The organism is Nocardioides sp. Leaf307 (assembly GCF_001423135.1).
GTDB classification, from domain to species: domain Bacteria; phylum Actinomycetota; class Actinomycetes; order Propionibacteriales; family Nocardioidaceae; genus Nocardioides; species Nocardioides kribbensis.
In genome coordinates this window covers 1,164,482-1,190,515 of sequence record NZ_LMNY01000002.1, presented here as the reverse complement: position 1 = coordinate 1,190,515, position 26,034 = coordinate 1,164,482, and the positions used below count along the sequence as shown (strand labels likewise).

The following is a 26,034-nucleotide window of genomic DNA, read 5'->3' as shown; positions in this document are numbered from 1 at the left end:
TGCTAACGTTTCCCACCGCATCGCCCGCCGCTCGTCGGCGGTGACGCATCCGGGGCTGTGGCGCAGTTGGTAGCGCGTCTCGTTCGCAATGAGAAGGCCAGGGGTTCGAATCCCCTCAGCTCCACCGATGGACGCAAGGCCCGCAGCCCTCAGGCTGCGGGCCTTCGTCGTGCCAGGCGCAGGGCGTCGGTGATCGCGGGCCAGGCCAGCGCCCCGAGCCGCTGCGGCGCGCCCGCGTCGCCGCCGACCTGGTAGGGCCGGCGCAGGTCGGGCGCGTCCTCGCCGGGCAGCACCACGGGGTGACCGGCGGCGGGATCGACCACCACCGTGGTCGCGAGGCCGGCCGCGGCGCGGCGCGCGGCGATCCGCCGGGCCTGTCCCTCGCTGTCCCACACCCGGTCGTCGCCGCCGGCCACGAGCACCACGTCGCCGCCGATCCGCTCCACCGGGAGGGTGGCCGCGGCGACCGCCTCGGGGGCGGCCCGCGCGCGGCTGCGCTCGTAGACCTCCAGGAAGGCCGGGTCGGGCGGCGGGGTCCAGGTGCGGTCGAGCGCCACGAACGGCATCGGGGCGCCCTGGCGGGTCCACTTCGCGCGCGGCGGGTCGTCGTCGTTCTCCCGGGCGCCCTCCCAGACCACGTCGGTGGGCGCCAGCGCCACCACGGCGTCGATGCGCTCGTCGTGGCAGGCCAGCAGCAGCGCGGCCTCCGCGCCGTACGACATGCCGAGCACGGCCACCCGCTCGCACGAGGTGGCCAGCCGGTCGAGGGCGCCGGCGAAGGTCTCCAGCGGCACCTCGCACGGCTGGGCCGGCTGGCCCTGCCCGCCGAACCACCGCAGCGCCACCGCGGTGGCGCCGTGGGCGGCGAGGAGGTCGGCGCGGCCCGTGTCGAGGCGGCCGCTGGAGCCGGCCAGCACCAGCACGCCGGTGCCGCGGTCGGCCGCGGGCACGGGAGCGGACCAGTGGACGTCGGGGGCGGGCCTCACGCCCTCAGCGTCGCACGATCCTCACGCTGACCAGCTCGTGGCCGTCAGGGGCCTCGGCGTCGAGCAGGGCCAGGAAGTCGGCGGTGGAGCGGGGGTCGGGGCCCTCCACGTGGCGCTCGACCTCCTCACCCCACGCGTTGCGCGGTCGGTAGGTGCAGGTGAGCTTCATCGTGCGACCGTACGCGTCTCGCCGTGCCGCCGCGGCCCGCCGCCACCGGCGTGACGCTGCCGTGACGGAGGGCTGACGCGTGGGTGCCGCCCCGCGCCCGCCCCCGCCCCCGCCGAGTCCCTCGAGGAGGTGACCTCCGCGGCCCAGCGACGGGACCTTCGGCCCTCAGCGCCCCCGCGGCCCGGTGCTGGCCGGGCTCGCCCGGCACCGCGACCACCTGAGCGCGAGGGGGCCGGTTCAGGGCGCCGGCACCGGCACGACGGCGACGGCTCCGAGGGCGTGCTCGACCACGATGGGGGCCACCGAGCCGTAGAGCAGGTCCTCCAGCGGTCCGTCGACCTGGTGGCCGACGACCACCAGGTCGGCGTCGCGTGAGTCCTCGACGAGGTTGTGGTCGGCGAAGCCCCGGCCCAGCCTGACCTCCACGTCGACCTCGGGGAACTTCTCGGCCATCCCGGCCAGCGACTCGGCCACCAGGGCCTGCTCGTCGGCGAGCTCGGGGGCGGGCAGCCCGCGCTGGATCGCCAGGGCCTCGGTGGCGTCGAAGTAGGAGTGCTGCACGATCAGGGGGCGCCCGCGGAAGGACGCCATCCGGAAGGCGAACTCGACGGCCGGGAGGGAGCGCGCGGTGCCGTCGACACCGACCAGCACGCCGGTCCGCGGGCGCTGCGGGTGGTCGGGTCGGCGCACCACCACCGGGCAGGAGGCGTGCTTGGAGACCGAGACGCTCACCGAGCCGAGGAGCAGGCTGCGCAGCGGGCCGCGGCCGCGGGAGCCGAGGACGACCATCGCGGCCTGGCGCGAGAGCCCCAGCAGCACGCCACGCGGGTCGGCGCTCGACATCACGCGGTGCACGACCACGCCGGGCGCCCGCTCGTGGGCGGCGGCCTCGGCGGCGGCCAGCAGCGCGACCCCGCCCTCGCGCACCTGGTCGAGCAGCAGGCCGTAGTCGATCGCCGTGGTGGCGTACATGCCGGACGCCGGCACCTGCACGGGCTCGAGCACGTGCACCAGGGTCAGCGGGCGCTGCTCGAGGTCGGCCTGGTCGCAGGCCCACACCAGCGCCTGGGCCGCGGTCTCCGACCCGTCGACGCCCACGACGATGCTGCCCGGCGGCACGTGGGCGGTCTCGCCGGCGCTCGCGGCGGGCAGGGTCTGGTCGTCGGGGCGAGGGGAGAGGTCCATGCCCCCAGCCTCGACGCACCGTGCGCCGCGGGGCAGGGGCGGACGTCCTGACGTCGGGGGTCGTGCGTCCCGGCCCCGCCGTGAGTCGAACCCGAGTAACTCACGTGTGTCACTATGGTTTGGTACGCCATCCGACCCGACGCGCGCAGGAGCAGCCATGACCAGCACCCTCGACCGCCCCGAGGCCGCCCACGGCGGCGACCGGCTCGACGTCCACCGGCTCAACGTCCACCGGCTCGACGTCCACCAGCTCGGCGCCCGCATCGGGGCGCGCGTCGACGGCGTGCGCCTCGGGGGCGACCTCGACGCGGCGACGGTCGCGGCCGTGCGCGGGGCCCTCCTGCGTCACAAGGTCGTCTTCTTCCGCGGCCAGGACCACCTCGACGACGCCGCGCACCAGGCCTTCGCCGAGACCATGGGCCCCCTCACGACCGCCCACCCGACCGTCAACACCGGCAGCGCCCGGGTCTTCACGGTCAGTGCCGACAAGGGCATGGCCGCCAACGCCTGGCACACCGACGTGACCTTCGTCGACCGGGTGCCCGCGATCAGCGTCCTGCGCGCCGTGGAGCTCCCGCCCTTCGGGGGCAACACGGTGTGGGCCAACACGGTGGCCGCCTACGACGCGCTGCCCGCCTCGCTGCGCGCCCTGGTCGACGACCTCTGGGCCGTCCACACCAACTCCTACGACTACGCCCAGCACGAGGAGGACTCCGAGGAGCCCGACGCGCGCTACACCCGCGCCGACTTCACCTCCCAGCTCTTCGAGACCGAGCACCCCGTGGTGCGCGTGCACCCCGAGACGGGGGAGCGCTCGCTGGTGCTGGGCCACTTCGTCAAGGCCTTCAGCGGCCTCAGCTCCGCGGAGTCCGTGGCGGTCTTCACCCTGCTCCAGAACAGGATCACCCGGCTGGAGAACACAATCCGCTGGACCTGGCAGCCCGGTGACGTGGCCATGTGGGACAACCGCGCCACCCAGCACTACGCCGTGGCCGACTTCGGCACGGCCTACCGCGAGATGCGCCGCATCACCGTGGCCGGCGACGTGCCGGTGAGCATCGACGGGCGTCGCAGCCGGGTGCTGCGCGGCGACGCGCAGGCCTACTCGCGCATCGACGAGCTGATCAGCTGATGCCGCTGCTCGACCTCGTCGACCCCGCGACCGGCGGCGTGCGCTCGAGCCTGGCGACCAGTGACACCGCTGCGGTGACCCGCGCGGTCGACGCCGCCGCCGCGGCCTTCCCCGACTGGTCGCGCAGCACGCCGGGGGCACGTGCCGACGCGCTCCTCGCCCTCGCCGGCCTCGTGGAGGAGCACGCCGAGGAGCTGGCGCTGCTGGACTCCGAGGACGTCGGCAAGCCGGTCCACCACGCCCGCGAGGAGCTGCCCGGGGTGGTCGACAACCTGCGCTTCCTCGCTGGCGCGTCCCGGGTGCCGAGCGCCGGCTCCGCCGGGGAGTACGCCGCCGGTCGCACCTCCACGCTGCGCCGCGAGCCGCTCGGTGTGGTCGCCCTCGTCACGCCGTGGAACTACCCGCTGCTCGAGGCCGTCTGGAAGGTCGCCCCGGCGCTGGCCGCCGGCAACACCGCGGTGGTCAAGCCCTCCGAGCTGACCCCGCGCTCGACGCTGCGGCTGGTCGAGCTGGCCTCCCGCGTGCTGCCCGCGGGGGTGCTCGGGGTGGTGCTCGGCGGGGCAGAGGTGGGCCAGGCCCTCGTGCGCGACCCGCGGGTGCGTCTGGTCTCGCTGACCGGTGACAGCGCCACCGGCAGCGCGGTCGCGGCGACCGCGGCCGAGTCGCTGACCCGGGTGCACCTCGAGCTGGGCGGCAAGGCGCCCGTCGTGGTCTGCGACGACGCCGACCTCGACGACGCCGTCGCCACCCTGGTGCCGGCCGGCTTCCTCAACGCCGGCCAGGACTGCACCGCGGCGTGCCGGGTGCTGGTGGCCGACTCCGTCCACGACGCCTTCCTGGCGGCGTACGTCGAGGCCGTGCGCGACCTGCGCGTCGGCGACCCCGCCGACGAGGACACCCGGCTGGGCCCGCTGGTCAGCCGGCGCCAGCTCGAGCGCGTGGCCGGCTTCGTCGACCGCGCGGTCGCGGGCGGGGCCCGGGTCGAGGTGGGCGGGCGCCGGCTCGAGCGCCCCGGCTGGTTCTACGCGCCCACCGTGCTGAGCGGGGTCGGGCAGCGGGACGAGGTGGTGCAGCGCGAGGTCTTCGGCCCGGTGGTGACGGTGCAGCGAGCCCCCGACGACGAGGCCCTGCTGGCCCTGGCCAACGACGTCGAGCAGGGACTCGCGGCCAGCGTGTGGACCGCGAGCCTGGCCCGGGCCGACCGCTTCACCCGAGGCCTCGACTTCGGCACGGTGTGGGTCAACGACCACCTGACGACGGTCTCGGAGATGCCCTTCGGCGGATTCGGTGCGTCGGGCTACGGCGCGGAGCTGTCGACCCGCTCGATCGACGACTACTCCCGCTTCAAGCACGTGATGACGCGCGTGCCGCGCTGAACGACGCGCGCGCCGCGCCGACCGGTGCCGCCCCGGGTCGGGAGCCTCAGGAGACGGCGCGGAAGGGGTCGTGCTCGGCGAGCAGCCTGTCGACGCGGGCCTGGTCGAGGCGGGTGGTGACCGCGCTGTTCTCCTGGTTGTCGCGCACGACCTTGGCCAGGGTGAAGGAGGAGGAGACCAGGAAGAGCGTGGTCATCGCGAGGAAGGCCCGCACCCACGGGTCGACCGGCAGGTAGAGCACGGCGATCGCGAGGCCGAGCAGGGCGGCGCCGAAGGAGATCGCGGCCTGGGCGAAGAAGGCCGTGGTGTTCTGGGTGCTGCGGGGGTTCGGCGAGCTCATGGTGGTCCTCCTGGTCGGGGCCGGGGTGGCCGGTGTGCCCACCAGCCTGGCGGCGCCCGCCGCGCCGCGCCTGAGCCCGAGTGCTCAACCGGCCCGGGTGCGGCTACCATGGTCGCGGCGCCTCCGGGTGCCCCGGCGCCCGTGGCGCCAGGGGCGGCCCGCAGCCGCCAGGCGGTCACCACCCGGTGACCGCGGCTCCACGCCGAGACCGGCAGCAGCCCCTCGGCGTCCCGAACCCCCGTGGTCGGGTCGGGGCCGAGACACGCGATGGACACGTGACGCAGCGGCCGCCCGGCCCGTGCGTCCGAGACGGTCGCCGCGCCGCCGGCGCGGGCCGCCACCCCGCGACGGGGTCGTGCACGCCGGGCGCTCCAGAGGAGGAGTACGTGGCTCGACGAGACCAGCGCCGCTCAGGCGGGTCCCGCACCGCGACGCGCCAACGGCGCGTGCGCGACATCGACAACGAGGGCATCATCCCGGTGCTGGCGCGTGCCGTGCGCGAGGTCGAGAACGGCGTGGCCCGCGGGTCGGTCGCCTCGTCGCTGCGCACGAAGTTCCAGGTCGTCGCGATCCTGGTGCGCGAGGAGCGGGCCCGCGTCAAGGGCGACGAGGAGGTCACCGAGGCCCAGCGCGCCGAGCAGCTCAAGCGCCTCGACGGCGTGGCCACCATCCTGGCCAAGACCGCGGCGCGCGACACCTCCCTGCTGCAGCTGCTGGCCGAGGACGCGCGGCTCTCGGAGTCGGCCGCGCTGCTCAAGCGCGAGATGCTCGAGGCCGCCGGCATCGAGCAGCGCGTCGTGGCCGACCGCGAGGAGACCCCGGCGACCGGCCTGGCCGAGAAGCGGATCGTGCCGCAGTCGGTCATCGCCCGGAAGCTGGCCAACCCCTTCCTGGTGCCCGACTTCGCCAACGCCGAGCCCACCGAGCCGCGCCCGCGTCGCCTGGCCGGCTGGGAGCTCATCGGCCCCCTGCTGCGCTCCTTCGAGTACGCCGGCGGCCACTCCGCGTGCATGCCGCTGCCCGACACCGCGTCCGTCGCGGCGCCGGGCCGCCTGGAGCTGATGCACCACCAGGCGCAGGTCGTGCAGGCCGCCGCCGACGGCCACCGCACCTTCCTGCTGGCCGACGAGCCGGGCCTGGGCAAGACCGCCCAGGCGCTGCTGGCCGCGCAGGCGGCGGGGGCCTACCCGCTGCTCGTCGTGGTGCCCAACGTGGTGAAGACCAACTGGGCCCGCGAGGCCGAGCGCTGGACGCCGCACCGCGCGGTCACGGTGGTCCACGGCAACGGCGACACCGTCGACGGCTTCGCCGACATCGTGGTGGTCAACTACGAGATCCTCGACCGCCACGTCGGCTGGCTGGGCGACCTCGGCTTCCGCGGCATGGTGGTCGACGAGGCTCACTTCATCAAGAACAAGACCTCCCAGCGCTCCCAGCACGTGCTCCAGCTCTCCGAGCGGATCCGCGCCCGCATCGCCCGGCCGCTGCTGATGGCGCTCACCGGCACGCCGCTGATCAACGACATCGAGGACTTCCGCGCCATCTGGCAGTTCCTCGGCTGGACCGACGACAAGACCCCGCGCGCCCGGCTGATGGAGAAGCTGGAGGAGACCGGGATGACCCCGGCCGACCCGGCGTTCTACCCCGCGGCCCGCGCGGCCGTGGTCGACATGGGCATCGTGCGGCGCCGCAAGGTCGACGTGGCCTCCGACATCCCCGCACGACGCGTCGCCGACCTGCCCGTCGAGCTCGACGACGAGATCGGCCGCTCCATCCGCGAGGCCGAGCGCGAGCTGGCCCGCCGCATGGTCGCGCGCTACGACACCGCGCTGGCCACCCGCACCTCGGGCCGCACCGTGGCCGGCATCGACCACGAGCTGGTGCGCCGGGTCGCGACGTGGGAGCGCGAGGACACCACGACCACGAAGACCGACGAGAACGTGTTCTCGATGATGCGGCGCATCGGCCAGGCCAAGGCCGGCCTCGCGGCCGACTACGCCGCGCAGCTGGCGCGCAACGTCGGCAAGGTCGTCTTCTTCGCCAAGCACCTCGACGTCATGGACGTCGCGGAGGAGACCTTCGCCAAGCGGGGCATCAGCTACGCCTCGATCCGAGGCGACCAGACCCCGCGCGTGCGGCAGAAGAACATCGACGCCTTCGTGGAGGACCCCGACGTCCAGATCGTCGTCTGCTCGCTGATGGCGGCCGGCGTGGGGCTCAACCTGCAGGTGGCCTCCAACCTGGTGCTCGCCGAGCTGTCGTGGACCGACGCGGAGCAGACCCAGGCCATCGACCGGATCCACCGCATCGGCCAGGCCGAGCCGGTGACGGCGTGGCGGATCATCGCGGCGCAGACCATCGACACCAAGGTCGCCGAGCTCATCGACAGCAAGGCCGGCCTGGCCGCCCGGGCGCTCGACGGCTCCGACGACGAGGTGTCCAGCTCGGTCGACGTGCAGCTGGAGGCGCTGGTCGCGCTGCTGACCGAGGCGCTCCAGGCGCGCGGCTGAGAGCCGTCCCGGGGCCCGGCCCCGGGGCGGCTCAGCGAGCGGTCGCGGGGCTGCCGGTGCCGAAGACCAGCTCCGGTCCGGTCGGCAGCTGGAACTCCGCGCTGACCGGTCGGCACCGCGGTGCCCTGACGTCGCAGGCGACGACGACGGTGCGCCCGCTGGGCCCGGCCGAGGAGCCGTCGGCGCTGGCCGCGCCGTAGTAGGTGTCCTGGTCGATCCAGCCGCCGAGCTGGAACCACCGCTCGCCCGGGTCGAAGCGCACCGGCACCCCCGAGGCGGCGTCGTAGGCCCGGGGCGGGGTCGCGGCGCCCAGGGGGTGGAGCAGGTCGCCGGCCGGCGACAGCAGGGCGCGGGCGTCGGGCCGCTCACCGTCGCGGGCCAGCCTCAGGTGGCCCGCCGTCGTCCGCACGACGTCGACCTCGGAGCCCAGGGAGCGGTCCACCCGCAGGTCGGTGGGGGCCGGCCCGCCCGGCCCGCCGTCGAGCGGCAGCCGGGTGACGCCGTCGACCAGGGGGTCGGCGACGTAGGCGGCGTCCTCGTCGAACCCGACGAACGCCGGGGGCTGCGCGGCGTAGAGCGCGGCGACGTCGACCGTGGGTCGAGCGGGACGGGTCCGCAGCACCTCCTTGCCGGTGGTCACGTCGAGCACGACGGCGACCGCCGCCGCGACGCCGGCCTCGTCCGTGGGCCCGTGCACCCGGTCGAGCAGGCCCAGGTGCCGCCCGTCGGTGGACAGGGCCAGGCGGTCGGTGTCCACCTCCGCGACCGCCACGGGGTCGGCGCCGTCGGTGAACCACAGCGTCCCGCGGGCCAGGTAGTAGACGCCGGCGGTCGTCACCACGAACGCCTCGGGCGCGGGGCGCACGTCGAGCACGACGTCACCCACGTGCAGCGACCGCCCGACGGCCCACGCCGGCGCGGCGACGTCGTAGGTCGGGGCTCCGACCGGCACCGTCAGGTCGCCGGCCCCGCCCTCGTCACCCGCCGGTGCGCACCCGGCGAGCGCCGCGGAGAGCGCGAGCAGGAGGGCCGCCACGCGGGTGCGCGTGCGTCGCGAGAGCATCCGCCCACCGCCGTTCCTCGGCCCGTGCGGGGGCTCCGAGCAGCTCCCGCGTCGACGCCTCCCTTCCTACCCGGCGCCCCGCCCGCGGACCCGCGGATCCCAGCGGGCGGCCATCACGATCCGGTCTCGATCCGCGGCGCCGGACCGGCGGGGTCGACCGGACCGCTGCCACCGATCTGCCGGATCGATGTGGGAAACAGCCCGCCGCGGTTGATAATCGTCGCCATGACCTCGCCGTCGACGATCCCCGGAGCCCCTCGGCGTCGCTCGTCGGTGCCCAAGCGCGTGGCCCAGGCCGTGCTCGCCGGGGTCCTCGCGCTCGGGCTCGTGCTCGCCACGACCGGGGCCAGCGGCGAGCACCCCGGCGAGCAGGTCACCTCGGTGCTCGCGGGACAGCCCGTGCGCATCAACCTGCCGCCGACCGACGAGCCCAAGGGCGTGGCCGTCTTCTTCCACGGCCAGGGCGGCAACGTCAACGACAAGATGGACGGTCCGTGGCTCGACGCGCTGCGGCGCGACGGCTGGGTGGTCGCCTCGTCCCTCTTCCACCGGGAGGCCTGGGGCAACCCCGCCTCCACCGAGGACACCGAGCGCCTCATCGCGTGGGCCGAGGAGCAGGGCGGCGCGGAGGTCAAGCTCTTCATCGGCACCTCGATGGGCGCCACCACCTCGCTCAACGCCGTCGTGCACGGCATCGAGTCGCCGCCGTGCTGGTACGGCGTGAAGGCCGCCGTCGACATGCGCACGATGGGCAACGTGCCGGGCGCCGACGGCTTCATCCGCGCCGCCTACGACGGCGAGCCGTGGCCCTTCGTCCGCAACCCCGTGGACAACGCCTCGCGCTTCCCCGCCGACGTGCGCTACCGCTTCGTCGCCTCGCCCGTCGACCCCTACGTGCCCTTCGAGGACAACACCGAGGTCATGGCGGGGCGGCTGCGCGAGGCCGGCGCCGAGGTCACGGTGCGGCCGGTGCAGGGCCCCCACGACGACCCGTCGCACTACAGCGCCTTCGACCTGGTGCGCTTCGCGAACTCCTGCGCCTGAGCAGGCCCAGCGACACCCCCAGCGGGCGGGCCAGCTGCTCGGCGTACTGCGTGGTGACGTGCCCGCCGTCGCGGTAGGGCACCGTCGAGCCGACCACGGCGGGGCAGTCGTCGCCCGCGCAGAACCACTGCCGCGTGCGCACCGAGCCGACACCGACGGCGTCCGCCGCCCGCACCTGTGCGGCGGCCGCGGCCCGGTGGTCGGGCCGCTCGTGGGTCAGGCAGGCCCGCAGCGACCGCGGGCGCGAGGACAGGCACGGCCCCGGGTCGTCGGCCAGGATCGGCACGTCGGCCAGCAGCACCGTCCGCCCCGCCGCGGCGTCGAGACGCTCCAGCAGGGCGGTCGTGCCGCGGCGCACCGCGCGGGCGGTCTCCTCGGGGTCGTCGACCACCTCGCCGTCGACGAGCACGCCCCTGCTGGTGCCCGGTGAGCTCGAGACGACCACGAGGTCGGGCTGGAGCCGCTCGACCTGCTCCAGCGCCCAGCGCTTGAAGTCGTCGCAGGCGGTGAAGGGCTCCTCGGTGCCGCCGCGCAGCGAGGTCACCAGCCACGGCACGCACTGGGGCTTGGCCAGGTAGTAGGCGCGGTAGCCCGCCTGCTCCGCGACCGCATCGAGCGCCGGGATCCAGTGGCGGGCGTGGGAGTCGCCCAGCAGCACCACGGTGCGCTCGGCGTCCTGGTCGCCGCGGGGGCACAGCTCGCGCAGCGTGTCGTCGCGGTAGTCGCAGCCGGCGAGGTCGGCGGTGGAGTCGAGCAGGCGGGTCAGCGGGGGGCGGAGGCGACGCGGCACGGCGCGCCCCTCACGGCTGGCCCGCGCCGAGGCGCGCACCAGGGCGGTGGCCGGGTCGTCGGTGCCGAGCTCGTGGCGCCAGTCGTCAGGCAGCGTGATCGCCGCACCGCGCCCGCCCTCTCCCTGCGTGCGCTGCACGTAGGCGCCGGCGGCCACCGCCGAGGACACGACGAGGGCCAGCGTGGTGGGGTAGAGCACCAGCCCGCGCCACGGCAGCGCGAGGCCGCGGGCGCGGCGCACGGGGTCCTCGACGAGGCGTGTGGTCAGCGCGGCCAGCAGCAGGGTCAGCCCGGCCAGGGCGAGCTTCTCGCCGAGGGTGAGGGCCCGGCCGACGTGCACCGAGGGGATGACGACGAGCGGCCAGTGCCACAGGTAGATCGAGTACGACCAGCCGCCGAGCAGCTGCAGCGCACGCAGCGACAGCGCCCGGTCGACCACCGAGCGCGTGGCCGTCGCGCCGGCGAGGAGCACCGCGAGGGTGCCGAGCACGGGCACCAGCGCGGCGGTGCCGGGGAACGGCGTGGCCGGCGTCAGCCGCAGGCAGGCCCAGCCGACGGCGGCCAGCCCGGCCAGCGCCAGCGGCTCGACGACCGCGCGGGGCAGGGTGCGCCTCGCGGGCCAGGCTGCGACGGCCACCGCACCGAGCGCCCCCAGCGCCAGCTCCCAGGCGCGGGTCAGGCTGGAGAAGTACGCCGCCGTCGGGGCCTCGCCCGTGCGGTGCGCCGACCAGGCCAGGCTGACGGCGGCCACGACCACCAGCACGCCGGCCAGCGCTCCCAGCGGCACCGGCTGGGCGGGCTGGCCGGGTCCGGCGGCCCGGGCCCGGTGGCGGCTCCGGGCCAGGAGCACGACGGCGAGCAGCAGCAGCGGCCACACGACGTAGAACTGCTCCTCGACCGCCAGCGACCAGTAGTGCTGGACCGGCGAGGGGGAGAGGTCCTGCGCGAAGTAGTCGGTGCCGCGCTCGGCGAAGCGGACGTTGGCCGCGAAGGCCGCGGCCCACACGACGTCGACGAACGCCTCGGGGGCGCGCAGCGGGCCCAGCCACAGCGCCGAGGCGACCGCGCTGGCCACCAGGACCAGCGAGGCCGCCGGCAGGATCCGTCGGGCGCGGCGGGCGTAGAAGTCGGTGAGCGAGAGGCCGCCCGTGCGGGCGACCTCTCGCAGCATCAGCTGGGTGATGAGGAAGCCCGAGACGACGAAGAACACGTCGACGCCGACGAACCCCCCGGTGAGGGGGCCGAGGCCGAGGTGGCTCAGGACGACGGTGACGACCGCGACGGCACGCAGTCCCTGGATGTCGGTGCGCAGGTGCGTTGCGCGCGCGGGGGACGGGCTCACTGGCCACCACGCTAACCACCGCGCGCGCTCGGCGAGCCGGGTGGGGGACCCTCGGCGCGGCGGCGCCCGGGTCAGGCGGCGCGCAGCAGTCCGGGGCCGAAGACGAAGCGGGCGACCTCGATCCGCAGGGCCACGCGGGCGGGGTTCTCCCGCGGCTGGCGGTAGCGCGCGGCGTACCGCTCCTCGGCCCGGGCGACCTGCTCCCGGTCGTCGACCACCTCGGCGGTGCCCTCCACGGTCGACCACCGCGCGCCGTCGACCTGGCAGGCGGCCACCAGCCGGGAGCCCGCCGGGTCGGCGAGGTTGAGCGCCTTGCGGCTGCTCGCCGAGGTGATCACCCACGCGCAGGCGCGCTCCGGGTCGAGCGCGACCCCCACCGGCACGACGTGCGGGCGCCCGTCGGGCCGCAGGGTGGTCAGCGTGCACAGGTGGCGCTCGGTCCAGAAGGCCAGCAGCGGCTCGGGCAGGCTGTCCCAGCCGGGGGTGAAGGCGCTCATGACGGGCAGCCTAGGCGTCGCCGGTCACCGTGGCCGGCCCGACCTCAGATCCAGCGGGCGAACCACATCCGGTCCAGCCACTCGCCGTTGGTGAGCAGCCCGTTGGTCCAGATCGGCCAGAACCACGCGAAGTTGACCAGGGTCAGCACGAGGAAGGCCCCGGCGACGACGACGCCGACGGTGCGGCGGGTGGAGGGGCCGCGCCTCCGGCCGACCAGCGCCCCGATGGCCAGCGTCAACGACAGGACGATGAAGGGCAGGGTGACGATGGCGTAGAAGGAGAAGATCGGCCGGTCGTCGTAGGCCAGCCACGGCAGCCAGGTCGAGGCCACGCCGACCACGGCGAGGCCGTGGCGCCAGTCGCGGGCCCCGAGCCACATCGCGGCCGAGAACACCAGCGCCAGGATGCCGGCCCACCAGATCGTCGGGGTGCCCAGCAGGAGCACCTGACGCAGGCAGTCGCTGCCCTCCGGGGCCGTGCAGCCGCGCGTGCCGGGCTGGATGCCGGTGTCGGCGGCCACGCCGACCGAGCGGTTGAGCAGCAGCCACCCTGCGGGCTTCGAGGCGTAGCTGTGGGTGGAGCAGTCGAGGAAGTTGGTGTGGAAGGTGTAGACGTCCTGGTGGTAGTACCAGAGCGAGCGCAGCGACTGCACGACCTCGGCCGGGCCGGAGGCGTCGGGCTCGGTGGCGGTGGGCCAGCGCGCGTCGGGGTCGGGGTCGTCGGAGACGAAGGAGTCGCCGTCGCAGTGGCCCTGCCCGGTGAACTGCGTGTACTGCGTGGAGGAGAGCGCCTCCTCGTACTGCCCGGCGTGCACCAGCCACCCGCCCCACGTGCCGACGTAGACCACCGCGGCGACGCCGACCAGCTGCACGAAGGCCGGCAGGCCGTCGACCACCGCCGAGCGGAGCACGGCCGCGCGCACGCCGAAGGAGCGCCGCGCCCCGCTGCTCCACAGCCACACCAGGACGCCGAGTGCGGCGAGGGGGTAGAGCGCGGTCCACTTGGTGCCGATCGCCAGGCCGAAGCAGATCCCGCCCAGCAGCAGCCACGGGCGCAGCAGCAGCCCGCGCACGGGTCCCCACCCTCCGGTGAGCGGCACGGGCTGCAGGCGGGCCATGCGGGCGCGGTGCCAGTCGCGGTCGTTGACCAGGCACGCCACCGCGCAGAGGGTGAAGAAGGCCAGGAAGATGTCGAGCAGCGCCAGGCGCGACAGCACGAACTGCAGCCCGTCGAGCATGAGCAGCAGCCCCGCGACCAGGCCGAGCACGGTCGACCCGGTGACCCGTCGCGCCAGCCGGCACATCACGAGCACCATGAGGGCGCCCACGACGGCCGAGGCGACCCGCCAGCCGAAGGGCTCCATGCCGAAGACCTTCTCGCCCAGCCCGATCAGCCACTTGCCGACCTCGGGGTGCACGATCATCGACGGATCGCCCTTCCACACCCCCGTGGTCGTGCCGGCGAGGATCTTCTCGTCGGCACCGTCGACGTACTCGCGGACGTAGCCGTGGTTGACCAGCGACCACGCGTCCTTGGCGTAGTAGGTCTCGTCGAACTCGAAGACCTTCGGCTCGCCCAGGCGCCACAGCCGCAGCACGAGCGCGAGCAGGGCGAGGCCCAGCGCGGCCGACCAGCCGATGAAGGGGTCCTCGACGCCCAGCCGGCCCCTGGCCCGCTGCCACGCGGTCGGGAGGGTCTCGCCCGCCGCGGTCCCGGAGAGCCCGCGTGCCGCTCCCGGGTGCGGCGCCTGCGTGGTCGTCACGGGGGTGGACTCTACGGGGCGCCACCCCGGCGCCGCGGGGCTTCGGGGCCGAGGGGCGACCGCGACGCGGTGCGGGATCGGGCATGATCGGCCCATGCCTGCCGCCCCCGACCCCGCCCGCACCGGGCCGCCCCGGGAGCCGGGGGAGCCGGGAGTGCTCGTGCTGGCCGCGACCCCGATCGGTCGCGTCGCCGACGCCCCGCCCCGGCTGTCGCAGGAGCTGGCCGACGCCGACGTCGTCGCCGCGGAGGACACCCGCCGGCTGCGGCGCCTCACCACCGACCTCGGGGTGACGGTGACCGGGCGCGTCGTGTCGTACTTCGAGGGCAACGAGAGCGCCCGCACCCCCGCGCTGCTCGAGAGCCTGCTGGCCGGCGACCGCGTGCTGCTGGTGACCGACGCGGGCATGCCGAGCGTCTCCGACCCGGGCTACCGCCTCGTGGCGGCCGCCGTGGAGGCCGGGGTCCTCGTCACCGCCGTGCCGGGACCGAGCGCCGTGCTCACCGCGCTCGCGGTGAGCGGGCTGCCGGTCGACCGGTTCTGCTTCGAGGGCTTCCTGCCGCGCAAGGCCGGCGAGCGGGCCCGTCGCCTGGCCTCGCTGGCCGCCGAGGAGCGCACGATGGTGTTCTTCGAGGCCCCCCACCGCACCGAGGCCGCGCTCGCCGCGATGGCGCAGGCCTGGGGTGAGGACCGCGCCGGCGCGGTGTGTCGCGAGCTGACGAAGACCCACGAGGAGGTCCGGCGCGGGCCGCTCGGCGAGCTGGTGACCTGGGCCGCCGAGGGCGTGCGGGGCGAGGTGACGATCGTGGTGTCGGGGGCGGCTGTCACCATGGCCGTCGACAACGACCCCGCCAGCCTGCGGGCCGCCGTGGCGGACCTCGAGGCCGGCGGCACCCGCCGCAAGGAGGCGATCGTGGAGGTGGCCCGCATGGCCGGAGTGCCCAAGCGCGAGGTCTACGACCTCGTCCACAAGCAGGTCCCCCAGCAGACCGGGGAGCAGCCCTGGGAGCAGCACGGACCCGCCGGGGGTGGGGTCCGGTGAGCACCCGCCACCCCGACCGCGTCACCGAGGTCCACCGCGACGGGCTGGTGCTCGACGTCCTCGACGAGGGCCCCCTCGACGGCGACCCCGTCGTGCTGCTGCACGGCTTCCCCGAGCGCGCCACCTGCTGGCGCTCGGTGGCTCCGCTGCTGCACGCGCAGGGCCTGCGCACCTTCGCCCTCGACCAGCGCGGCTACTCCCCGCGCGCCCGTCCCCGCGGCCGCCGCGCCTACCGCGTCGCCGAGCTCTCCGCCGACGTCACCGCCCTGCTCGACCTGCTGGTGGGCGAGCCCGGGCCCGGCGGCGTGCGCGGCCAGGAGAGCAAGGTCCACGTCGTCGGCCACGACTGGGGCGCCATCGTGGCCTGGCACGTCGCCACGACCCGCCCCGACCTGGTGCGCTCGCTCACCGCCTTCTCCGTGCCCCACCCCGCTGCCTTCGTCTCCTCGCTCGTCTCCTCGCGCCAGGGCCTGCGCAGCTGGTACGTCGGGGCCTTCCAGCTCCCGGGGGGTGCGGAGTGGCTGGCGGGACGCGGCACGTTCGAGCGGCTGCTGCGCCGCGGGGGGATGAGCGCCGACGAGGTGGCCCGCTTCCGCCGCGAGATCCTCGACGACGGCGCCCTGCCCGGGGGCCTGGCGTGGTACCGCGCGCTGCCCTGGACCGACCGCGACGCCGCCCGGCAGCAGGTCACCGTGCCGACCACGATGGTGTGGAGCGACGGCGACTCCTTCATCGACCGCGGCGCGGTCGAGCGCTGCGGTCGCCACGTCGACGCGCCCTACCGCCTGGTCGTGATGCCGGGGGTCACCCACTGGATCCCGACGCAGGCCCCGGAGCCCGCCGCGGCCGCGATCCTGGCGCGCGCCGAGGCCTCGTGACCGGGCCCGACCCCGCGGCGGGGCCGGCAGGCCCCACCCGTGCCCGGGCCGCGGTCGACGAGCGGGGCAGCCGGCGCAACCGCGAGCGGCCCCCGGCCCCCGACCCGCTGCCGCACCCGGTGGTCGACAACCACTGCCACCTCGACATCGCCGACGCGGGCGAGGGCGACGACTGGCTCTCCACCGCCGACGCCCTGGCCGCGGCCGCGGACGTGGGCGTGACGCGCATCGTGCAGATCGGCTGCGACCTGCCCGGTGCCCGCTGGGCGGTGGAGGCCGCCGCCGCGCACGACGCGCTCGTCGCCGGCGTCGCGCTGCACCCCAACGAGGCCCCGCGCCTGGCCGCGGAGGGGCGCCTGGAGGAGGCCCTCGCCGAGATCGAGGAGCTGGCGCGGGCCCACGACAAGGTCCGCGCGGTGGGGGAGACGGGCCTCGACTTCTTCCGCACCGGCGAGGACGGCCGGGCGGCCCAGGAGGAGTCCTTCCGCCGTCACGTCGACCTGGCCAAGCGGCTCGACAAGACCCTCGTCATCCACGACCGCGACGCCCACCAGGCCGTCCTCGACGTGCTCGACTCCGAGGGGGCGCCGGAGCGCTGGGTGATGCACTGCTTCTCCGGCGACGCCGCCTTCGCCCGGGCCTGCCTCGACCGTGGCGCCCACCTGAGCTTCGCCGGCACCGTGACGTTCAAGAACGCCGACGCCCTGCGCGAGGCGCTCGCCGTGGTGCCGCGCGACCGGCTCCTGGTGGAGACCGACGCGCCCTTCCTCACCCCGACGCCGTGGCGTGGTCGACCCAACGCCTCCTACCTCGTGCCGCTGACCGTGCGGACGATGGCGCAGGTGCGCGGTGACGACCTCGAGCAGCTCTGCGCGGCGCTCGACGCGGCCACCGAGGCCGCCTTCGGGGGCTCCTGGTGAGTGTTTTTACCTTCCGCCCCGCCCGACCGGGCGGGTCACGGCGTTCTGCCTGGTGAGGCGGGCTGAGACCCGTCCCTACCCCCGCCTCGGCCAGGGGAGAGCCTGCTCACGTTTTCCGCAAGATCCGCCCGGCGGGTTTGCGTGACCCCCGCACCGGCTGGTCCTCTGGAGCACAGACCGCCGGGATCGGGACCGATCCGGCCGGGCCGCCGACGCTCGCACAGCGAGCGCGGGCAGCGCCCCCGCACCCCTCCCGCCGCCGCGTGGGAGCGGCGCGCGGGAGCAGGCCGGGCCTCCCGAGAACCGGAGAGCACGACGTTCGGAGCAGTGTGCCTTCCCAGCAGACGAGCAGCCTCGCCCACCGTGTGGGCGCCCTCATCGCCGCAGCAGGGCGCAGCCGCGCCCTGGTCGTCGGACTCACCGCCGTGGTGGTGCTGGCCGTGGCCGGCACGACCCTCGGCTACGCCTCCCTCGGCAAGTCGGTGACGGTCTCGCTCGACGGCCAGGAGCGCGAGATCACCTCGCGCGCCGGCACCGTCGGCGAGGTCCTCGAGGCCGAGGGCATCGAGGTGGGCCAGCACGACGAGGTCGCCCCCGACCTCGGTGAGTCCGTCGAGGACGGCAGCGCGATCAGCGTGCGTTTCGGCCGCCCGCTCGAGGTGAGCGTCGACGGCGAGGAGGAGACCTACTGGGTCACCGCCACCGACGTCGCCGGGGCCCTCGACCAGATCGGCCGCGGGTTCACCGACGCCGACCTGTCGTTGAGCCGTGGCGGCTTCATCGACCGCAGCGGCGCCTCGCTCGAGGTGGTCACGCCCAAGCGGCTCACGCTGGCGCTGGCCGGCAAGAAGCCGGTGGAGCGCGAGATCACCGCGCTGACCGTCGAGGACGCCCTCGACGAGCTCGGCGTCGAGGTCGACCGGAGCGACAAGGTCCGTCCCTCCCTCGACACGGCGCTCGAGGACGGCGACACGCTGGTCTTCACCGACATCCGACGTGTCGAGCGCACGGTCAAGGGCGAGAGCCTGCCCTTCGGCACGGTCGAGCGCTCCGACTCCTCGCTCTACGACGACCAGACCTCGGTGGTCCGCGAGGGCCGCGCCGGCAGCCGCAACGCCACCTACGCCGTGACCATCCGCAACGGCGAGGTCGTGGCCCGCAAGCTCGTGCGCAGCACCCTGACCTCGGCGCCGGTCGACCGCGTCGTCGCGGTCGGCACCAAGGAGCGCCCCGCCCCGGAGCCCGAGCCCGCCGCCCCCGTCTACAGCGACGGCGGCACCGTGTGGGACAGCCTCGCCCAGTGCGAGTCGGGCGGCAACTGGGCCATCAACACCGGCAACGGCTACTACGGCGGCCTCCAGTTCAGCCTCGGCACCTGGCAGGCCTACGGCGGCACCGGCCTGCCGAGCAGCGCCTCGCGCGAGACCCAGATCGCCATCGCCACCAAGGTGCGCGACGCCTCCGGCGGCTACGGCGCCTGGCCGGGCTGCGCGGCGTCCCTCGGCCTGCCGACCTGAGCGCTGGCACTACGCTGAAGCGCATGTCCCACCCCTCCGCCGGTCCCGCGGTCCCACGACTGCTCGGGCCGGCGGAGGTGCGTCTGCTGGCGGCCGAGCTCGACCTGCGCCCCACCAAGCAGCGCGGCCAGAACTTCGTCATCGACGCCAACACCGTGCGTCGCATCGTGCGCGCGGCCGAGGTCACCGCCGCCGACACGGTGCTCGAGGTCGGCCCCGGCCTCGGCTCGCTCACGCTGGCCCTGCTGGAGACCGCGGGCCGGGTCGTGGCCGTGGAGGTCGACCCCCTGCTGGCCGGTCGCCTGCCCGCCACGATCCAGGAGTTCGCGCCCGCCCAGGCCGACCGCTTCGAGGTCGTGCTGGCCGACGCCATGCGCGTCGCGGAGATCCCCGGGCCGCCGCCGACCGCCCTTGTGGCCAACCTGCCCTACAACGTCTCGGTGCCGGTGCTGCTGCACCTGCTCGGGCTGCTGCCCAGCCTGGAGCGCGGCCTGGTCATGGTGCAGGCCGAGGTCGCCGACCGGCTCGCCGCCGAGCCCGGCTCGAAGGTCTACGGCGTGCCCTCGGTCAAGGCGGCGTGGTACGCCGACGTGCGCCGCGCCGGCTCCGTGGGCCGCAACGTGTTCTGGCCCGCGCCCAACGTCGACTCCGGGCTGGTCGCCTGGACCCGCCGCGAGCCGCCCGCCACCACCGCGACCCGCGCCGAGGTCTTCGCCGTGGTCGACGCCGCCTTCGCCCAGCGCCGCAAGGCCCTGCGCGGGGTCCTGAGGGGCCTCGCCGGCTCGGCGGGGGCCGCGACCGCCGCGCTCGAGGCCGCGGGGGTCGACCCGATGGCTCGCGGTGAGTCGCTGCGCGTCACCGACTTCGTGCGGATCGCTGAGGCGCTCGGGGCCGTCGCCGGGCCCGGCCCTGACGGCTCCGTCGGCTCGGGCCCGGGGGAGGCGCCGGCGTGAGCGTCACGGTGCGGGCCCCCGCGAAGATCAACCTCCACCTCGGCGTCGGCTCGCTCGGCGCCGACGGTTTCCACCCGCTCGCCACGGTCTACCAGGCCATCGGCCTCTACGACGACGTCACCGTGCACGACGCTCCCTCGTGGGCCGTGGAGGTGCGGGGCGACCGCCACGTCCGCGTGCTCGACGTGCCCGCCGACGACGACAACCTCGCGGTGCGCGCCGGGCGCGCCCTGCTGGCCCACCACGGCCTCGAGCGGGCCGCGCGCATCGAGATCCACAAGGGCATCCCGGTGGCGGGGGGCATGGCCGGCGGCTCGGCCGACGCTGCGGCCACCCTGGTGGCCCTCGACCGGCTCTGGGACCTGCAGACCCCCGACGACGACCTGCTGGAGGTGGCCGGCCGGCTGGGCAGCGACGTGCCCTTCGCCCTCCTGGGCGGCACGGCCCTCGGCGAGGGCCACGGGGAGCAGGTCAGCGCGGTCGACGACGCCGGTGCGTGGTGGTGGGTGGCGGTGCTCAGCGACCGCGGTCTCTCCACCCCCGACGTCTACCGGCGCTTCGACGAGCGGCTCGACGGCCTGCGCCTGCCAGCGCCCGAGGTGCCCGGCGCGCTGCGGGTCGCGCTCGGCCAGGGCGACCCCGGCCGCCTGGCCCAGACCCTCGCCAACGACCTGCAGGCGCCCGCGCTCGACCTGCGACCCGACCTGGCCGCGGTCTTCGAGGCAGGCGCCTCGGTCGGTGCGCTGGCCTCGCTGCTCTCCGGCTCCGGGCCCACGGTGCTCATGCTGTGCGACGGGATGCCCCACGCCCAGGAGGTCACCGCCGGCCTCACCGCGCTGGGTCACGAGTCCGTGCTGGCGGCCCCCGGTCCGGTCGCCGGCGCCCACGTGGTCGAATACGCCTGACATGCCCAACCTCCTCAACCTCGAGCGCGTCTCGAAGTCCTACGGCGTGCGGCCCCTGCTCACCGACGTCTCGCTCGGCATCGGCGCCGGCGAGCGCATCGGCATCGTGGGCCGCAACGGCGACGGCAAGACCACGCTGCTCGAGGTCATGACCGGCCTCGAGGAGCCCGACACCGGTCGCGTCTCGCGCCAGCGCGGGCTGCTGGTGGGCTACCTCCACCAGGGCGACGAGCTGCTCGACACCCACACCGTGCGCGAGGCCGTGCTGGGCGGGCGCTCCGACCACGAGTGGGCCGCCGACTCCCGCACCCGCGAGGTGGTCGAGGTGCTGCTGGCGGGCGTCACCCTCGACCGCTCGGTCGCGGGCCTGTCCGGTGGCGAGCGCCGCCGCTGCTCGCTGGCCGCCCTGCTGCTGGGCGAGCACGACCTGGTCGTGCTGGACGAGCCCACCAACCACCTCGACGTCGAGGCCGTGGCCTGGCTGGCCGCCCACCTGGTGCAGCGCAGCTCGGCGATGGTCGTGGTGACCCACGACCGCTGGTTCCTCGACGAGGTGTGCCAGTGGACCTGGGAGGTCCACGACGGCCAGGTCGACGCCTACGAGGGCGGCTACGCCTCCTTCGTGCTGGCCAAGGCCGAGCGCTCCCGCCAGGCGGCCGCCGCCGAGACCCGCCGCTCCAACCTGGCCCGCAAGGAGCTGGCCTGGCTGCGCCGCGGCCCGCCGGCGCGCACCTCGAAGCCGAAGTTCCGCATCGACGCCGCCAACGCCCTCATCGAGGACGTGCCGCCGCCGCGCGACCGGCTCGAGCTGCAGCGCTTCGCGACCCAGCGCCTGGGCAAGGACGTCGTCGACCTCGAGGACGTCGACCTCGTGCGCGGAGAGCGACGTCTGCTCCACCACGCCACCTGGCGCCTGGGCCCGGGGGACCGCGTCGGCATCGTCGGCGTCAACGGCGCCGGCAAGACCTCCGTGCTCTCGCTGCTCTCCGGCGCTCTGGCCCCGGCCTCGGGCAAGGTCAAGCACGGCCGCACGGTCGCGCTGCAGCACCTCACCCAGCAGCTCGACGACCTCGACCCCGACGGTCGCGTGCTGCCCACGCTGGAGTCGATCCGGCGCGTCAGCAAGACCCTCGACGGGGTGGAGCTGACCGCGACCTCGCTGCTCGAGCGCTTCGGCTTCACCGGTGACAAGCTCACCACCCGCATCGGCGACCTCTCCGGTGGGGAGCGCCGTCGCTTCCAGCTGCTGCGGCTGCTGCTGACCGAGCCCAACGTGCTGCTGCTCGACGAGCCCACCAACGACCTCGACATCGACACCCTCAACGTGCTCGAGGACTTCCTCGACGGCTGGCCCGGCACCCTCGTCGTGGTCTCCCACGACCGCTACTTCCTCGAGCGGGTCACCGACTCGGTGTGGGCCCTGCTCGGCGACGGTCAGATCGCGATGCTGCCGCGCGGCGTCGACGAGTACCTCGAGCGGCGCACCGCGGCCCTCGCGGTCTCCACGACCCCCACCACGAGCGAGGCCGCGGCGACGGCCGCCGCCGCAGCAGCGGTCGCGGCCACCCCGGCGGGCACCGCCCCGGCGGCGTCGTCGGCGCGCGCCAAGGCCGGCTCGGCCGAGGAGCGCGCAGCGCGCAAGGCGGTGGCCCGGATCGAGAAGCGCCTGGCCCGCATCGCCGAGCAGGAGGCCGCCCTCAACGCCCAGGTGGTCGAGCACGCCCAGGACTACGCCCGCCTGGCCGACCTGGGCGCCGAGCTCGCCGTGCTGGCCGACGAGCGCGACGAGCTCGAGCTGGAGTGGCTCGAGGCCGCCGAGGTGCTGGAGTAGCCACCCGCGGGCCCTCTCCCCCGGGAGGGTGACCGGGGCCCGATTTTCCTGGCGTGAGGTGCGTCACTCAGGTCTCATGGGGGTATGCCGATGAGGACGGTGTATCCCCGACCGCGAGGAGGCCCGATGACGACCACCCGTCACCGCGACGTGCTCGTGCTCTCCGGTGGTGCCTCGCGGGGCGCCGTGCAGATCGGCATGGTGCAGGCGCTGCTCGAGTCGGGGGTGCGCCCCGCCGCCTACGTCGGCACCTCGGTGGGCGCCCTCAACGCGACCTTCCTGGGCAGCCACGACGGACCCGACGCGGGCGAGCAGCTCGCGCGACGCTGGCGCGGCATCGACACGCGTGAGGTCTTCGCGGTCGGCCACGGGACCCGTCGGGGACACCTCGCGCGACACCCGGCCCCGCTCTGCGCCGCCGACGGGGTCGCGCGGCTGGTGCGGCGCTGGGCGCCGTACGTGAGGCTCGAGGACCTGCCGGTGCCGGTGCGCGTGGTCACCACGCGCCTCGACAGCGGGGTGGCGGTCTACCACGACCGCGGCGACCTCCTCGACGTGCTGCTCGCCTCGACCGCGCTGCCCGGCGTCTTCGACCCGGTGCGCCTCGCCGACCCGACCTCGGGCTGGCAGGTGCCGCACGTCGACGGAGGCCTCGCCGACCTCGTGCCCGTCGCCGGCGCCCGCGCGCTGGCGCCCACCCGGGTCTGGGTGCTCGACGCCACGGTGCCGACCCGCATCGAGCGGGTGCGCTCTCCGCTCGACGCCCTGCTGGCCGGCCTCGCGGAGTCGTTGCGGGTGCGCCCCGCGGTCGACCTCGGCGACATCGAGGTGCACCACCTGACCGCCCCCGACCTGGGCGTGAGGATGCACGACTTCCGCCGCACCGAGGAGCACATCACGCTGGGCCGGGCCTCGGTCGCCGCCGCCCTGGCCGGGCCGGCCGACCAGGTCGAGCCCGTCGCTGTCCCCGTCGAGGCCCCGGTGACCGGGCCCGCGGCCCCGGTCGCGCCGCAGCGGCCCGAGCCCGTCGCTGTCCCCGTCGAGGCCCCGGTGACCGGGCCCGCGGCCCCGGTCGCGCCGCAGCGGCCCGAGCCGTCGGTCGCCGCCTGACGCGGGCCGGTCCGCGCGGGGACGGGCGCGGGTCAGGAGAAGGGCACGAGCAGGGTGCGCAGCAGGCGGGCCAGCTGCTCGCGCTCGCGCACCGGGAGGTCGACCAGCAGCGCGTGCTCGGCGGCGATGAGGGCGCCGAAGGCCTCGTCGACCGCCGTCTTGCCCTGCGGGGTGAGCCGCACGATGACCCCACGCCGGTCGTCGGGGTCGGGGGAGCGCTCCACGAAGCCGCGGGCGGCGAGCCGGTCGACCCGATTCGTCATGGTGCCGCTGGTCACGAGGGTCTCGCGCAGCAGCCGTCCGGGGGAGAGCTCGTAGGGGGCGCCGGCGCGACGCAGCGCGGCCAGGACGTCGAACTCCCACGACTCCACGTCGGCGGCGGTGAAGGCCTCGCGGCGGGCCAGGTCGAGGTGACGGGCGAGGCGGGAGATCCGGCTGAAGACGGCCACCGGGGCGAGGTCGAGGTCGGAGCGCTCGCGCGCCCACGCCTCGATCAGCTCGTCGACCTCGTCCCGCATGGGGCCAGCCTAGGCCAGATCGAGAATCTTGACGTCAAGAGGTGTTAGTATCTTGACGTCAAGACACTTCTCACGCGTGACCACCCGACGGAGCGAGGACGACGTGCACGACCTGACCTGGGACCCCGAGCGCTACCTCACCTACGCCGACCAGCGCGGTCGTCCCTTCGTGGAGCTGCTCGCCCGCGTCGGCGCCACCACCCCCGACCTCGCCCCCGCCGCCGTGCTCGACCTGGGCTGCGGCCCGGGCAACCTCACCGAGCTGCTCGCCCGGCGCTGGCCCGACGCCACCGTGCGCGGCCTCGACAGCAGCGCCGAGATGGTCGCCGCGGCCCGCGAGCGGGGCGGGCCGGTCGACTACGAGACCGGCGACCTGCGCGACTGGGCCGAGCGCGCCGAGGAGCAGGTCGACGTGCTGCTGACCAACGCCACGCTCCAGTGGCTGCCGGGACACCTCGAGCTGCTGCCGCGCCTGGTCGCCCGCGTGCGCCCGGGCGGCTGGTTCGCCATGCAGGTGCCGGGCAACACCGGCGAGCCCAGCCACGAGCTGCGCCGCGAGCTCGCCGCGGAGGCGCCGTACGCCGCCCACACCGCGGGGGTCTCCTCGCCTGCCAGCCACGACGCCGTCGCCTACCTCGACGCGCTGGTCGCGGCCGGCTGCGTCGACGTCGACGCGTGGGAGACCACCTACGTGCACGTGCTCACCGGCGAGGACCCCGTGTTCACCTGGGTCTCCGGCACGGGCGCGCGACCGACCCTCCAGGCCCTGCCCGACGCGCTGCGGCCCGACTTCGAGGCCGAGCTGCGTCGCCGCCTGGCCCGCGCCTACCCCCGTCGCGCCGACGGGTCGGTGCTGCTGCCCTTCCGCCGGGTCTTCGCCGTCGCGCGGGTGCCGGAGGCCCGGCGGTGAGCGCCCGGCTCCACCACGTGCAGGTGTCGTGCCCGCCCGGGGGCGAGGACGACGCGCGCCGCCTCTGGGTCGGGGCGCTGGGTCTGGTCGAGGTCGAGAAGCCGCCGGCGCTGCGCGCGCGGGGCGGGGCGTGGTTCCGCTCCTACGACGAGCAGGGCCGGGTCGTCGCCGAGGTGCACGTGGGCGCCGAGGTCGACATGGTGCCCGCCCGCCGCGCCCACCCGGCGCTGCTGCTCGACGACGAGGCGGCCCTCGAGGCCGCCGCCGACCGTGTCGCCGCGCTGGGCCTGGAGGTCGACCGCAGCGAGCGCGGCACCTTCCCCGGCCACCTGCGCCTGCACGTCAGGGACGCCGCGGGCAACCGCGTCGAGCTGCTCGCCCCGGGGCCGGACTGAGGGATCGGGCCGGGGGGTCGGACCGGGGTCCGGGGCCGGGCGGCAGCGCCGCCCGAGGGCGACCCCTCGGGCCAGGCGGGGGGAGCCCGTCCCGAGGGGCCGTCCACGTGCGGCGCCGCCGGCGCCGGCCGTGACGGCCGTGGTGCCGGGGCGCGGTGGGGGCGCGCTCCGGCCGGTGCGGTCGACGGTAGCACCGGCGAGGCCTCCGGGTCCGACCGGTCGAGACCTGCGGTGCGGCGGTCCCGGACGTGCCGCGCGGCCGGTGGGACGGGTGCTGGCGGCAGAAGTTACCGTCGAGTAATGTGCGGGTCATGAGTCAGGTCCTCTCGCTGTGGCGCACCACCAGCAACCTCCCCGTGATCGGCCGGAGCGTCGGCACCCGGGTGTTCTCGGTCCTCTTCGGTCAGAAGGCGCCCTACTTCGCCTCGATCCGCCCACGCTTCACCGTGCTGGAGCCCCACCGCGCCGAGCTCGTGATCCCGAAGCGCCGCGCCGTGCACAACCACATCGGCACCGTGCACGCCATCGCGCTGTGCAACGGCCTCGAGGCGGCCATGGGGGCCCTGGCCGAGGCCTCGATCCCCTCCGACAAGCGCTGGATCCCCCAGGGCATGGAGGTCCGCTACACCGCCAAGGCGACCAGCGACATCACCTGCATCGCCGAGACCGACCCCGAGCAGTGGTCCTCCGAGACGCTGCCCGCCGCCGGGGGCGAGGTGCCCGTGCGGGTGCGCGGTGTGCGCGACGACGGCACCGTCGTCATCGAGGGCGTCATCCGGCTCTGGGTCACCCCCAAGCCCGCCCGCACCCCCAAGCCCGCCCGCGCCTCCTGACCCGGAGACCGGCCCGGGGGGCCGCG

Annotated in this window: 24 protein-coding genes and 1 tRNA gene; 16 read left to right on the top strand and 9 right to left on the bottom strand. The window is 75.5% G+C overall.

All coding sequences use genetic code 11. The annotated features are described in order from the left end of the window. Positions 1-51 precede the first annotated feature (51 nt). Positions 52-124: transfer RNA gene (locus ASF50_RS14850), tRNA-Ala, on the top strand. 25 nt (positions 125-149) lie between these two features. On the opposite strand, the gene ASF50_RS14845 is transcribed toward ASF50_RS14850, so the two are convergent. From ASF50_RS14845 to ASF50_RS14840, 3 genes are all read right to left on the bottom strand, one after another. Further along, positions 150-986: an acyl-CoA thioester hydrolase/BAAT C-terminal domain-containing protein gene (locus ASF50_RS14845; RefSeq protein ID WP_082503204.1), complete on the bottom strand. Its 837-nt coding sequence runs from the start codon at positions 984-986 to the stop codon at positions 150-152. Positions 987-990: 4 nt separating this feature from the next. Beyond that, positions 991-1,155 carry a hypothetical protein gene (locus tag ASF50_RS19120; RefSeq protein WP_156698075.1) on the bottom strand — a complete coding sequence of 55 codons (165 nt, stop codon included), beginning with the start codon at positions 1,153-1,155 and terminating at the stop codon, positions 991-993. A 237-nt stretch (positions 1,156-1,392) separates the two neighbouring features. Continuing rightward, the gene (locus ASF50_RS14840) at positions 1,393-2,340 is read right to left on the bottom strand and encodes a universal stress protein (RefSeq protein ID WP_056904906.1); all 948 of its coding nucleotides are present in this window, start codon (positions 2,338-2,340) and stop codon (positions 1,393-1,395) included. Between the two features lie 157 nt (positions 2,341-2,497). Here ASF50_RS14840 and ASF50_RS14835 point away from each other — a divergent pair, with 157 nt between their 5' ends. Both ASF50_RS14835 and ASF50_RS14830 read left to right on the top strand, forming a co-directional pair. Further along, complete coding sequence (locus tag ASF50_RS14835; RefSeq protein ID WP_082503202.1) at positions 2,498-3,472, top strand: TauD/TfdA dioxygenase family protein; 975 nt, start codon at positions 2,498-2,500, stop codon at positions 3,470-3,472. Then, positions 3,472-4,848 carry an aldehyde dehydrogenase family protein gene (locus ASF50_RS14830; RefSeq protein ID WP_056865723.1) on the top strand — a complete coding sequence of 459 codons (1,377 nt, stop codon included), beginning with the start codon at positions 3,472-3,474 and terminating at the stop codon, positions 4,846-4,848. The genes ASF50_RS14835 and ASF50_RS14830 overlap by 1 nt, the downstream gene beginning before the upstream one ends. Before the next feature lie 46 nt (positions 4,849-4,894). On the opposite strand, the gene ASF50_RS14825 is transcribed toward ASF50_RS14830, so the two are convergent. Continuing rightward, positions 4,895-5,188: a YiaA/YiaB family inner membrane protein gene (locus tag ASF50_RS14825; RefSeq protein ID WP_056865724.1), complete on the bottom strand. Its 294-nt coding sequence runs from the start codon at positions 5,186-5,188 to the stop codon at positions 4,895-4,897. Between the two features lie 386 nt (positions 5,189-5,574). On the opposite strand from ASF50_RS14825, the gene ASF50_RS14820 reads away from it, so the two are divergent. Continuing rightward, positions 5,575-7,698 carry a DEAD/DEAH box helicase gene (locus ASF50_RS14820; protein ID WP_056904905.1) on the top strand — a complete coding sequence of 708 codons (2,124 nt, stop codon included), beginning with the start codon at positions 5,575-5,577 and terminating at the stop codon, positions 7,696-7,698. A 31-nt stretch (positions 7,699-7,729) separates the two neighbouring features. Here ASF50_RS14820 and ASF50_RS14815 read toward each other — a convergent pair whose 3' ends face one another. Next, positions 7,730-8,761, bottom strand: coding sequence for a hypothetical protein (locus ASF50_RS14815; protein WP_056865726.1), 1,032 nt, complete (start codon positions 8,759-8,761; stop codon positions 7,730-7,732). Positions 8,762-8,986: 225 nt separating this feature from the next. On the opposite strand from ASF50_RS14815, the gene ASF50_RS19115 reads away from it, so the two are divergent. Further along, complete coding sequence (locus ASF50_RS19115) at positions 8,987-9,805, top strand: alpha/beta hydrolase family protein (RefSeq protein ID WP_056865727.1); 819 nt, start codon at positions 8,987-8,989, stop codon at positions 9,803-9,805. Here ASF50_RS19115 and ASF50_RS14805 read toward each other — a convergent pair. From ASF50_RS14805 to ASF50_RS14795, 3 genes are all read right to left on the bottom strand, one after another. Continuing rightward, the gene (locus tag ASF50_RS14805; RefSeq protein WP_056904903.1) at positions 9,717-11,936 is read right to left on the bottom strand and encodes an acyltransferase family protein; all 2,220 of its coding nucleotides are present in this window, start codon (positions 11,934-11,936) and stop codon (positions 9,717-9,719) included. The genes ASF50_RS19115 and ASF50_RS14805 overlap by 89 nt on opposite strands. Before the next feature lie 71 nt (positions 11,937-12,007). Continuing rightward, positions 12,008-12,433 carry a pyridoxamine 5'-phosphate oxidase family protein gene (locus ASF50_RS14800; RefSeq protein ID WP_056904902.1) on the bottom strand — a complete coding sequence of 142 codons (426 nt, stop codon included), beginning with the start codon at positions 12,431-12,433 and terminating at the stop codon, positions 12,008-12,010. 44 nt (positions 12,434-12,477) lie between these two features. Continuing rightward, positions 12,478-14,196, bottom strand: a complete 1,719-nt coding sequence (locus ASF50_RS14795; protein WP_056904901.1) for a dolichyl-phosphate-mannose--protein mannosyltransferase — start codon at positions 14,194-14,196, stop codon at positions 12,478-12,480. Between the two features lie 94 nt (positions 14,197-14,290). Here ASF50_RS14795 and rsmI point away from each other — a divergent pair, with 94 nt between their 5' ends. The 8 genes from rsmI (at position 14,291) to ASF50_RS14755 (ending at position 23,352) form a co-directional block, all read left to right on the top strand. Beyond that, positions 14,291-15,238: a 16S rRNA (cytidine(1402)-2'-O)-methyltransferase gene (rsmI, locus tag ASF50_RS14790; RefSeq protein ID WP_056904900.1), complete on the top strand. Its 948-nt coding sequence runs from the start codon at positions 14,291-14,293 to the stop codon at positions 15,236-15,238. Further along, positions 15,235-16,116 carry an alpha/beta fold hydrolase gene (locus ASF50_RS14785; RefSeq protein ID WP_056904899.1) on the top strand — a complete coding sequence of 294 codons (882 nt, stop codon included), beginning with the start codon at positions 15,235-15,237 and terminating at the stop codon, positions 16,114-16,116. The genes rsmI and ASF50_RS14785 overlap by 4 nt, the downstream gene beginning before the upstream one ends. After that, a complete protein-coding gene (locus tag ASF50_RS14780) occupies positions 16,113-17,036 on the top strand; it encodes a TatD family hydrolase (protein ID WP_056904898.1) in 924 nt (307 codons plus the stop codon). The genes ASF50_RS14785 and ASF50_RS14780 overlap by 4 nt, the downstream gene beginning before the upstream one ends. 329 nt (positions 17,037-17,365) lie before the next feature. Further along, entirely contained in the window at positions 17,366-18,553 is a 1,188-nt protein-coding gene (locus ASF50_RS20020; protein WP_056904897.1) for a resuscitation-promoting factor, read from the top strand. A gap of 23 nt (positions 18,554-18,576) precedes the next feature. After that, on the top strand, positions 18,577-19,506 hold the full coding sequence (rsmA, locus tag ASF50_RS14770) for a 16S rRNA (adenine(1518)-N(6)/adenine(1519)-N(6))-dimethyltransferase RsmA (RefSeq protein WP_056865734.1): 930 nt from the start codon (positions 18,577-18,579) through the stop codon (positions 19,504-19,506). Then, positions 19,503-20,411 (top strand): 4-(cytidine 5'-diphospho)-2-C-methyl-D-erythritol kinase, encoded by a 909-nt coding sequence (locus ASF50_RS14765; protein ID WP_056904896.1) that lies wholly within the window; start codon positions 19,503-19,505, stop codon positions 20,409-20,411. The genes rsmA and ASF50_RS14765 overlap by 4 nt, the downstream gene beginning before the upstream one ends. A gap of 1 nt (position 20,412) precedes the next feature. After that, a complete protein-coding gene (locus ASF50_RS14760) occupies positions 20,413-22,242 on the top strand; it encodes an ABC-F family ATP-binding cassette domain-containing protein (RefSeq protein WP_056865736.1) in 1,830 nt (609 codons plus the stop codon). A gap of 126 nt (positions 22,243-22,368) precedes the next feature. Next, positions 22,369-23,352 carry a patatin-like phospholipase family protein gene (locus ASF50_RS14755; RefSeq protein WP_056904895.1) on the top strand — a complete coding sequence of 328 codons (984 nt, stop codon included), beginning with the start codon at positions 22,369-22,371 and terminating at the stop codon, positions 23,350-23,352. A gap of 32 nt (positions 23,353-23,384) precedes the next feature. On the opposite strand, the gene ASF50_RS14750 is transcribed toward ASF50_RS14755, so the two are convergent. After that, a complete protein-coding gene (locus ASF50_RS14750; RefSeq protein ID WP_056865738.1) occupies positions 23,385-23,870 on the bottom strand; it encodes a MarR family winged helix-turn-helix transcriptional regulator in 486 nt (161 codons plus the stop codon). Positions 23,871-23,946: 76 nt separating this feature from the next. Between ASF50_RS14750 and ASF50_RS14745 the strand changes: the two genes are divergently transcribed. The 3 genes from ASF50_RS14745 to ASF50_RS14735 all read left to right on the top strand — a co-directional run bounded on the left by ASF50_RS14745 (position 23,947) and on the right by ASF50_RS14735 (position 26,008). Then, complete coding sequence (locus tag ASF50_RS14745; protein ID WP_235557677.1) at positions 23,947-24,780, top strand: methyltransferase domain-containing protein; 834 nt, start codon at positions 23,947-23,949, stop codon at positions 24,778-24,780. Beyond that, positions 24,777-25,175 (top strand): VOC family protein, encoded by a 399-nt coding sequence (locus ASF50_RS14740; protein WP_056865739.1) that lies wholly within the window; start codon positions 24,777-24,779, stop codon positions 25,173-25,175. The genes ASF50_RS14745 and ASF50_RS14740 overlap by 4 nt, the downstream gene beginning before the upstream one ends. 311 nt (positions 25,176-25,486) lie before the next feature. Then, positions 25,487-26,008: a hotdog fold domain-containing protein gene (locus tag ASF50_RS14735; protein ID WP_056904894.1), complete on the top strand. Its 522-nt coding sequence runs from the start codon at positions 25,487-25,489 to the stop codon at positions 26,006-26,008. The last annotated feature ends 26 nt before the right edge of the window (positions 26,009-26,034 follow it).

Bases quoted from the DNA above. Each gene is read 5' to 3' on its own strand.
- ASF50_RS19120 (WP_156698075.1), bottom strand. From the start codon at position 1,155: ATGAAGCTCACCTGCACCTACCGACCGCGCAACGCGTGGGGTGAGGAG.
- ASF50_RS14840 (WP_056904906.1), bottom strand. From the start codon at position 2,340: ATGGACCTCTCCCCTCGCCCCGACGACCAGACCCTGCCCGCCGCGAGC.
- ASF50_RS14835 (WP_082503202.1), top strand. From the start codon at position 2,498: ATGACCAGCACCCTCGACCGCCCCGAGGCCGCCCACGGCGGCGACCGG.
- ASF50_RS14830 (WP_056865723.1), top strand. From the start codon at position 3,472: ATGCCGCTGCTCGACCTCGTCGACCCCGCGACCGGCGGCGTGCGCTCG.
- ASF50_RS14825 (WP_056865724.1), bottom strand. From the start codon at position 5,188: ATGAGCTCGCCGAACCCCCGCAGCACCCAGAACACCACGGCCTTCTTC.
- ASF50_RS14815 (WP_056865726.1), bottom strand. From the start codon at position 8,761: ATGCTCTCGCGACGCACGCGCACCCGCGTGGCGGCCCTCCTGCTCGCG.
- ASF50_RS19115 (WP_056865727.1), top strand. From the start codon at position 8,987: ATGACCTCGCCGTCGACGATCCCCGGAGCCCCTCGGCGTCGCTCGTCG.
- ASF50_RS14800 (WP_056904902.1), bottom strand. From the start codon at position 12,433: ATGAGCGCCTTCACCCCCGGCTGGGACAGCCTGCCCGAGCCGCTGCTG.
- rsmI (WP_056904900.1), top strand. From the start codon at position 14,291: ATGCCTGCCGCCCCCGACCCCGCCCGCACCGGGCCGCCCCGGGAGCCG.
- rsmA (WP_056865734.1), top strand. From the start codon at position 18,577: ATGTCCCACCCCTCCGCCGGTCCCGCGGTCCCACGACTGCTCGGGCCG.
- ASF50_RS14760 (WP_056865736.1), top strand. From the start codon at position 20,413: ATGCCCAACCTCCTCAACCTCGAGCGCGTCTCGAAGTCCTACGGCGTG.
- ASF50_RS14755 (WP_056904895.1), top strand. From the start codon at position 22,369: ATGACGACCACCCGTCACCGCGACGTGCTCGTGCTCTCCGGTGGTGCC.
- ASF50_RS14750 (WP_056865738.1), bottom strand. From the start codon at position 23,870: ATGCGGGACGAGGTCGACGAGCTGATCGAGGCGTGGGCGCGCGAGCGC.
- ASF50_RS14735 (WP_056904894.1), top strand. From the start codon at position 25,487: ATGAGTCAGGTCCTCTCGCTGTGGCGCACCACCAGCAACCTCCCCGTG.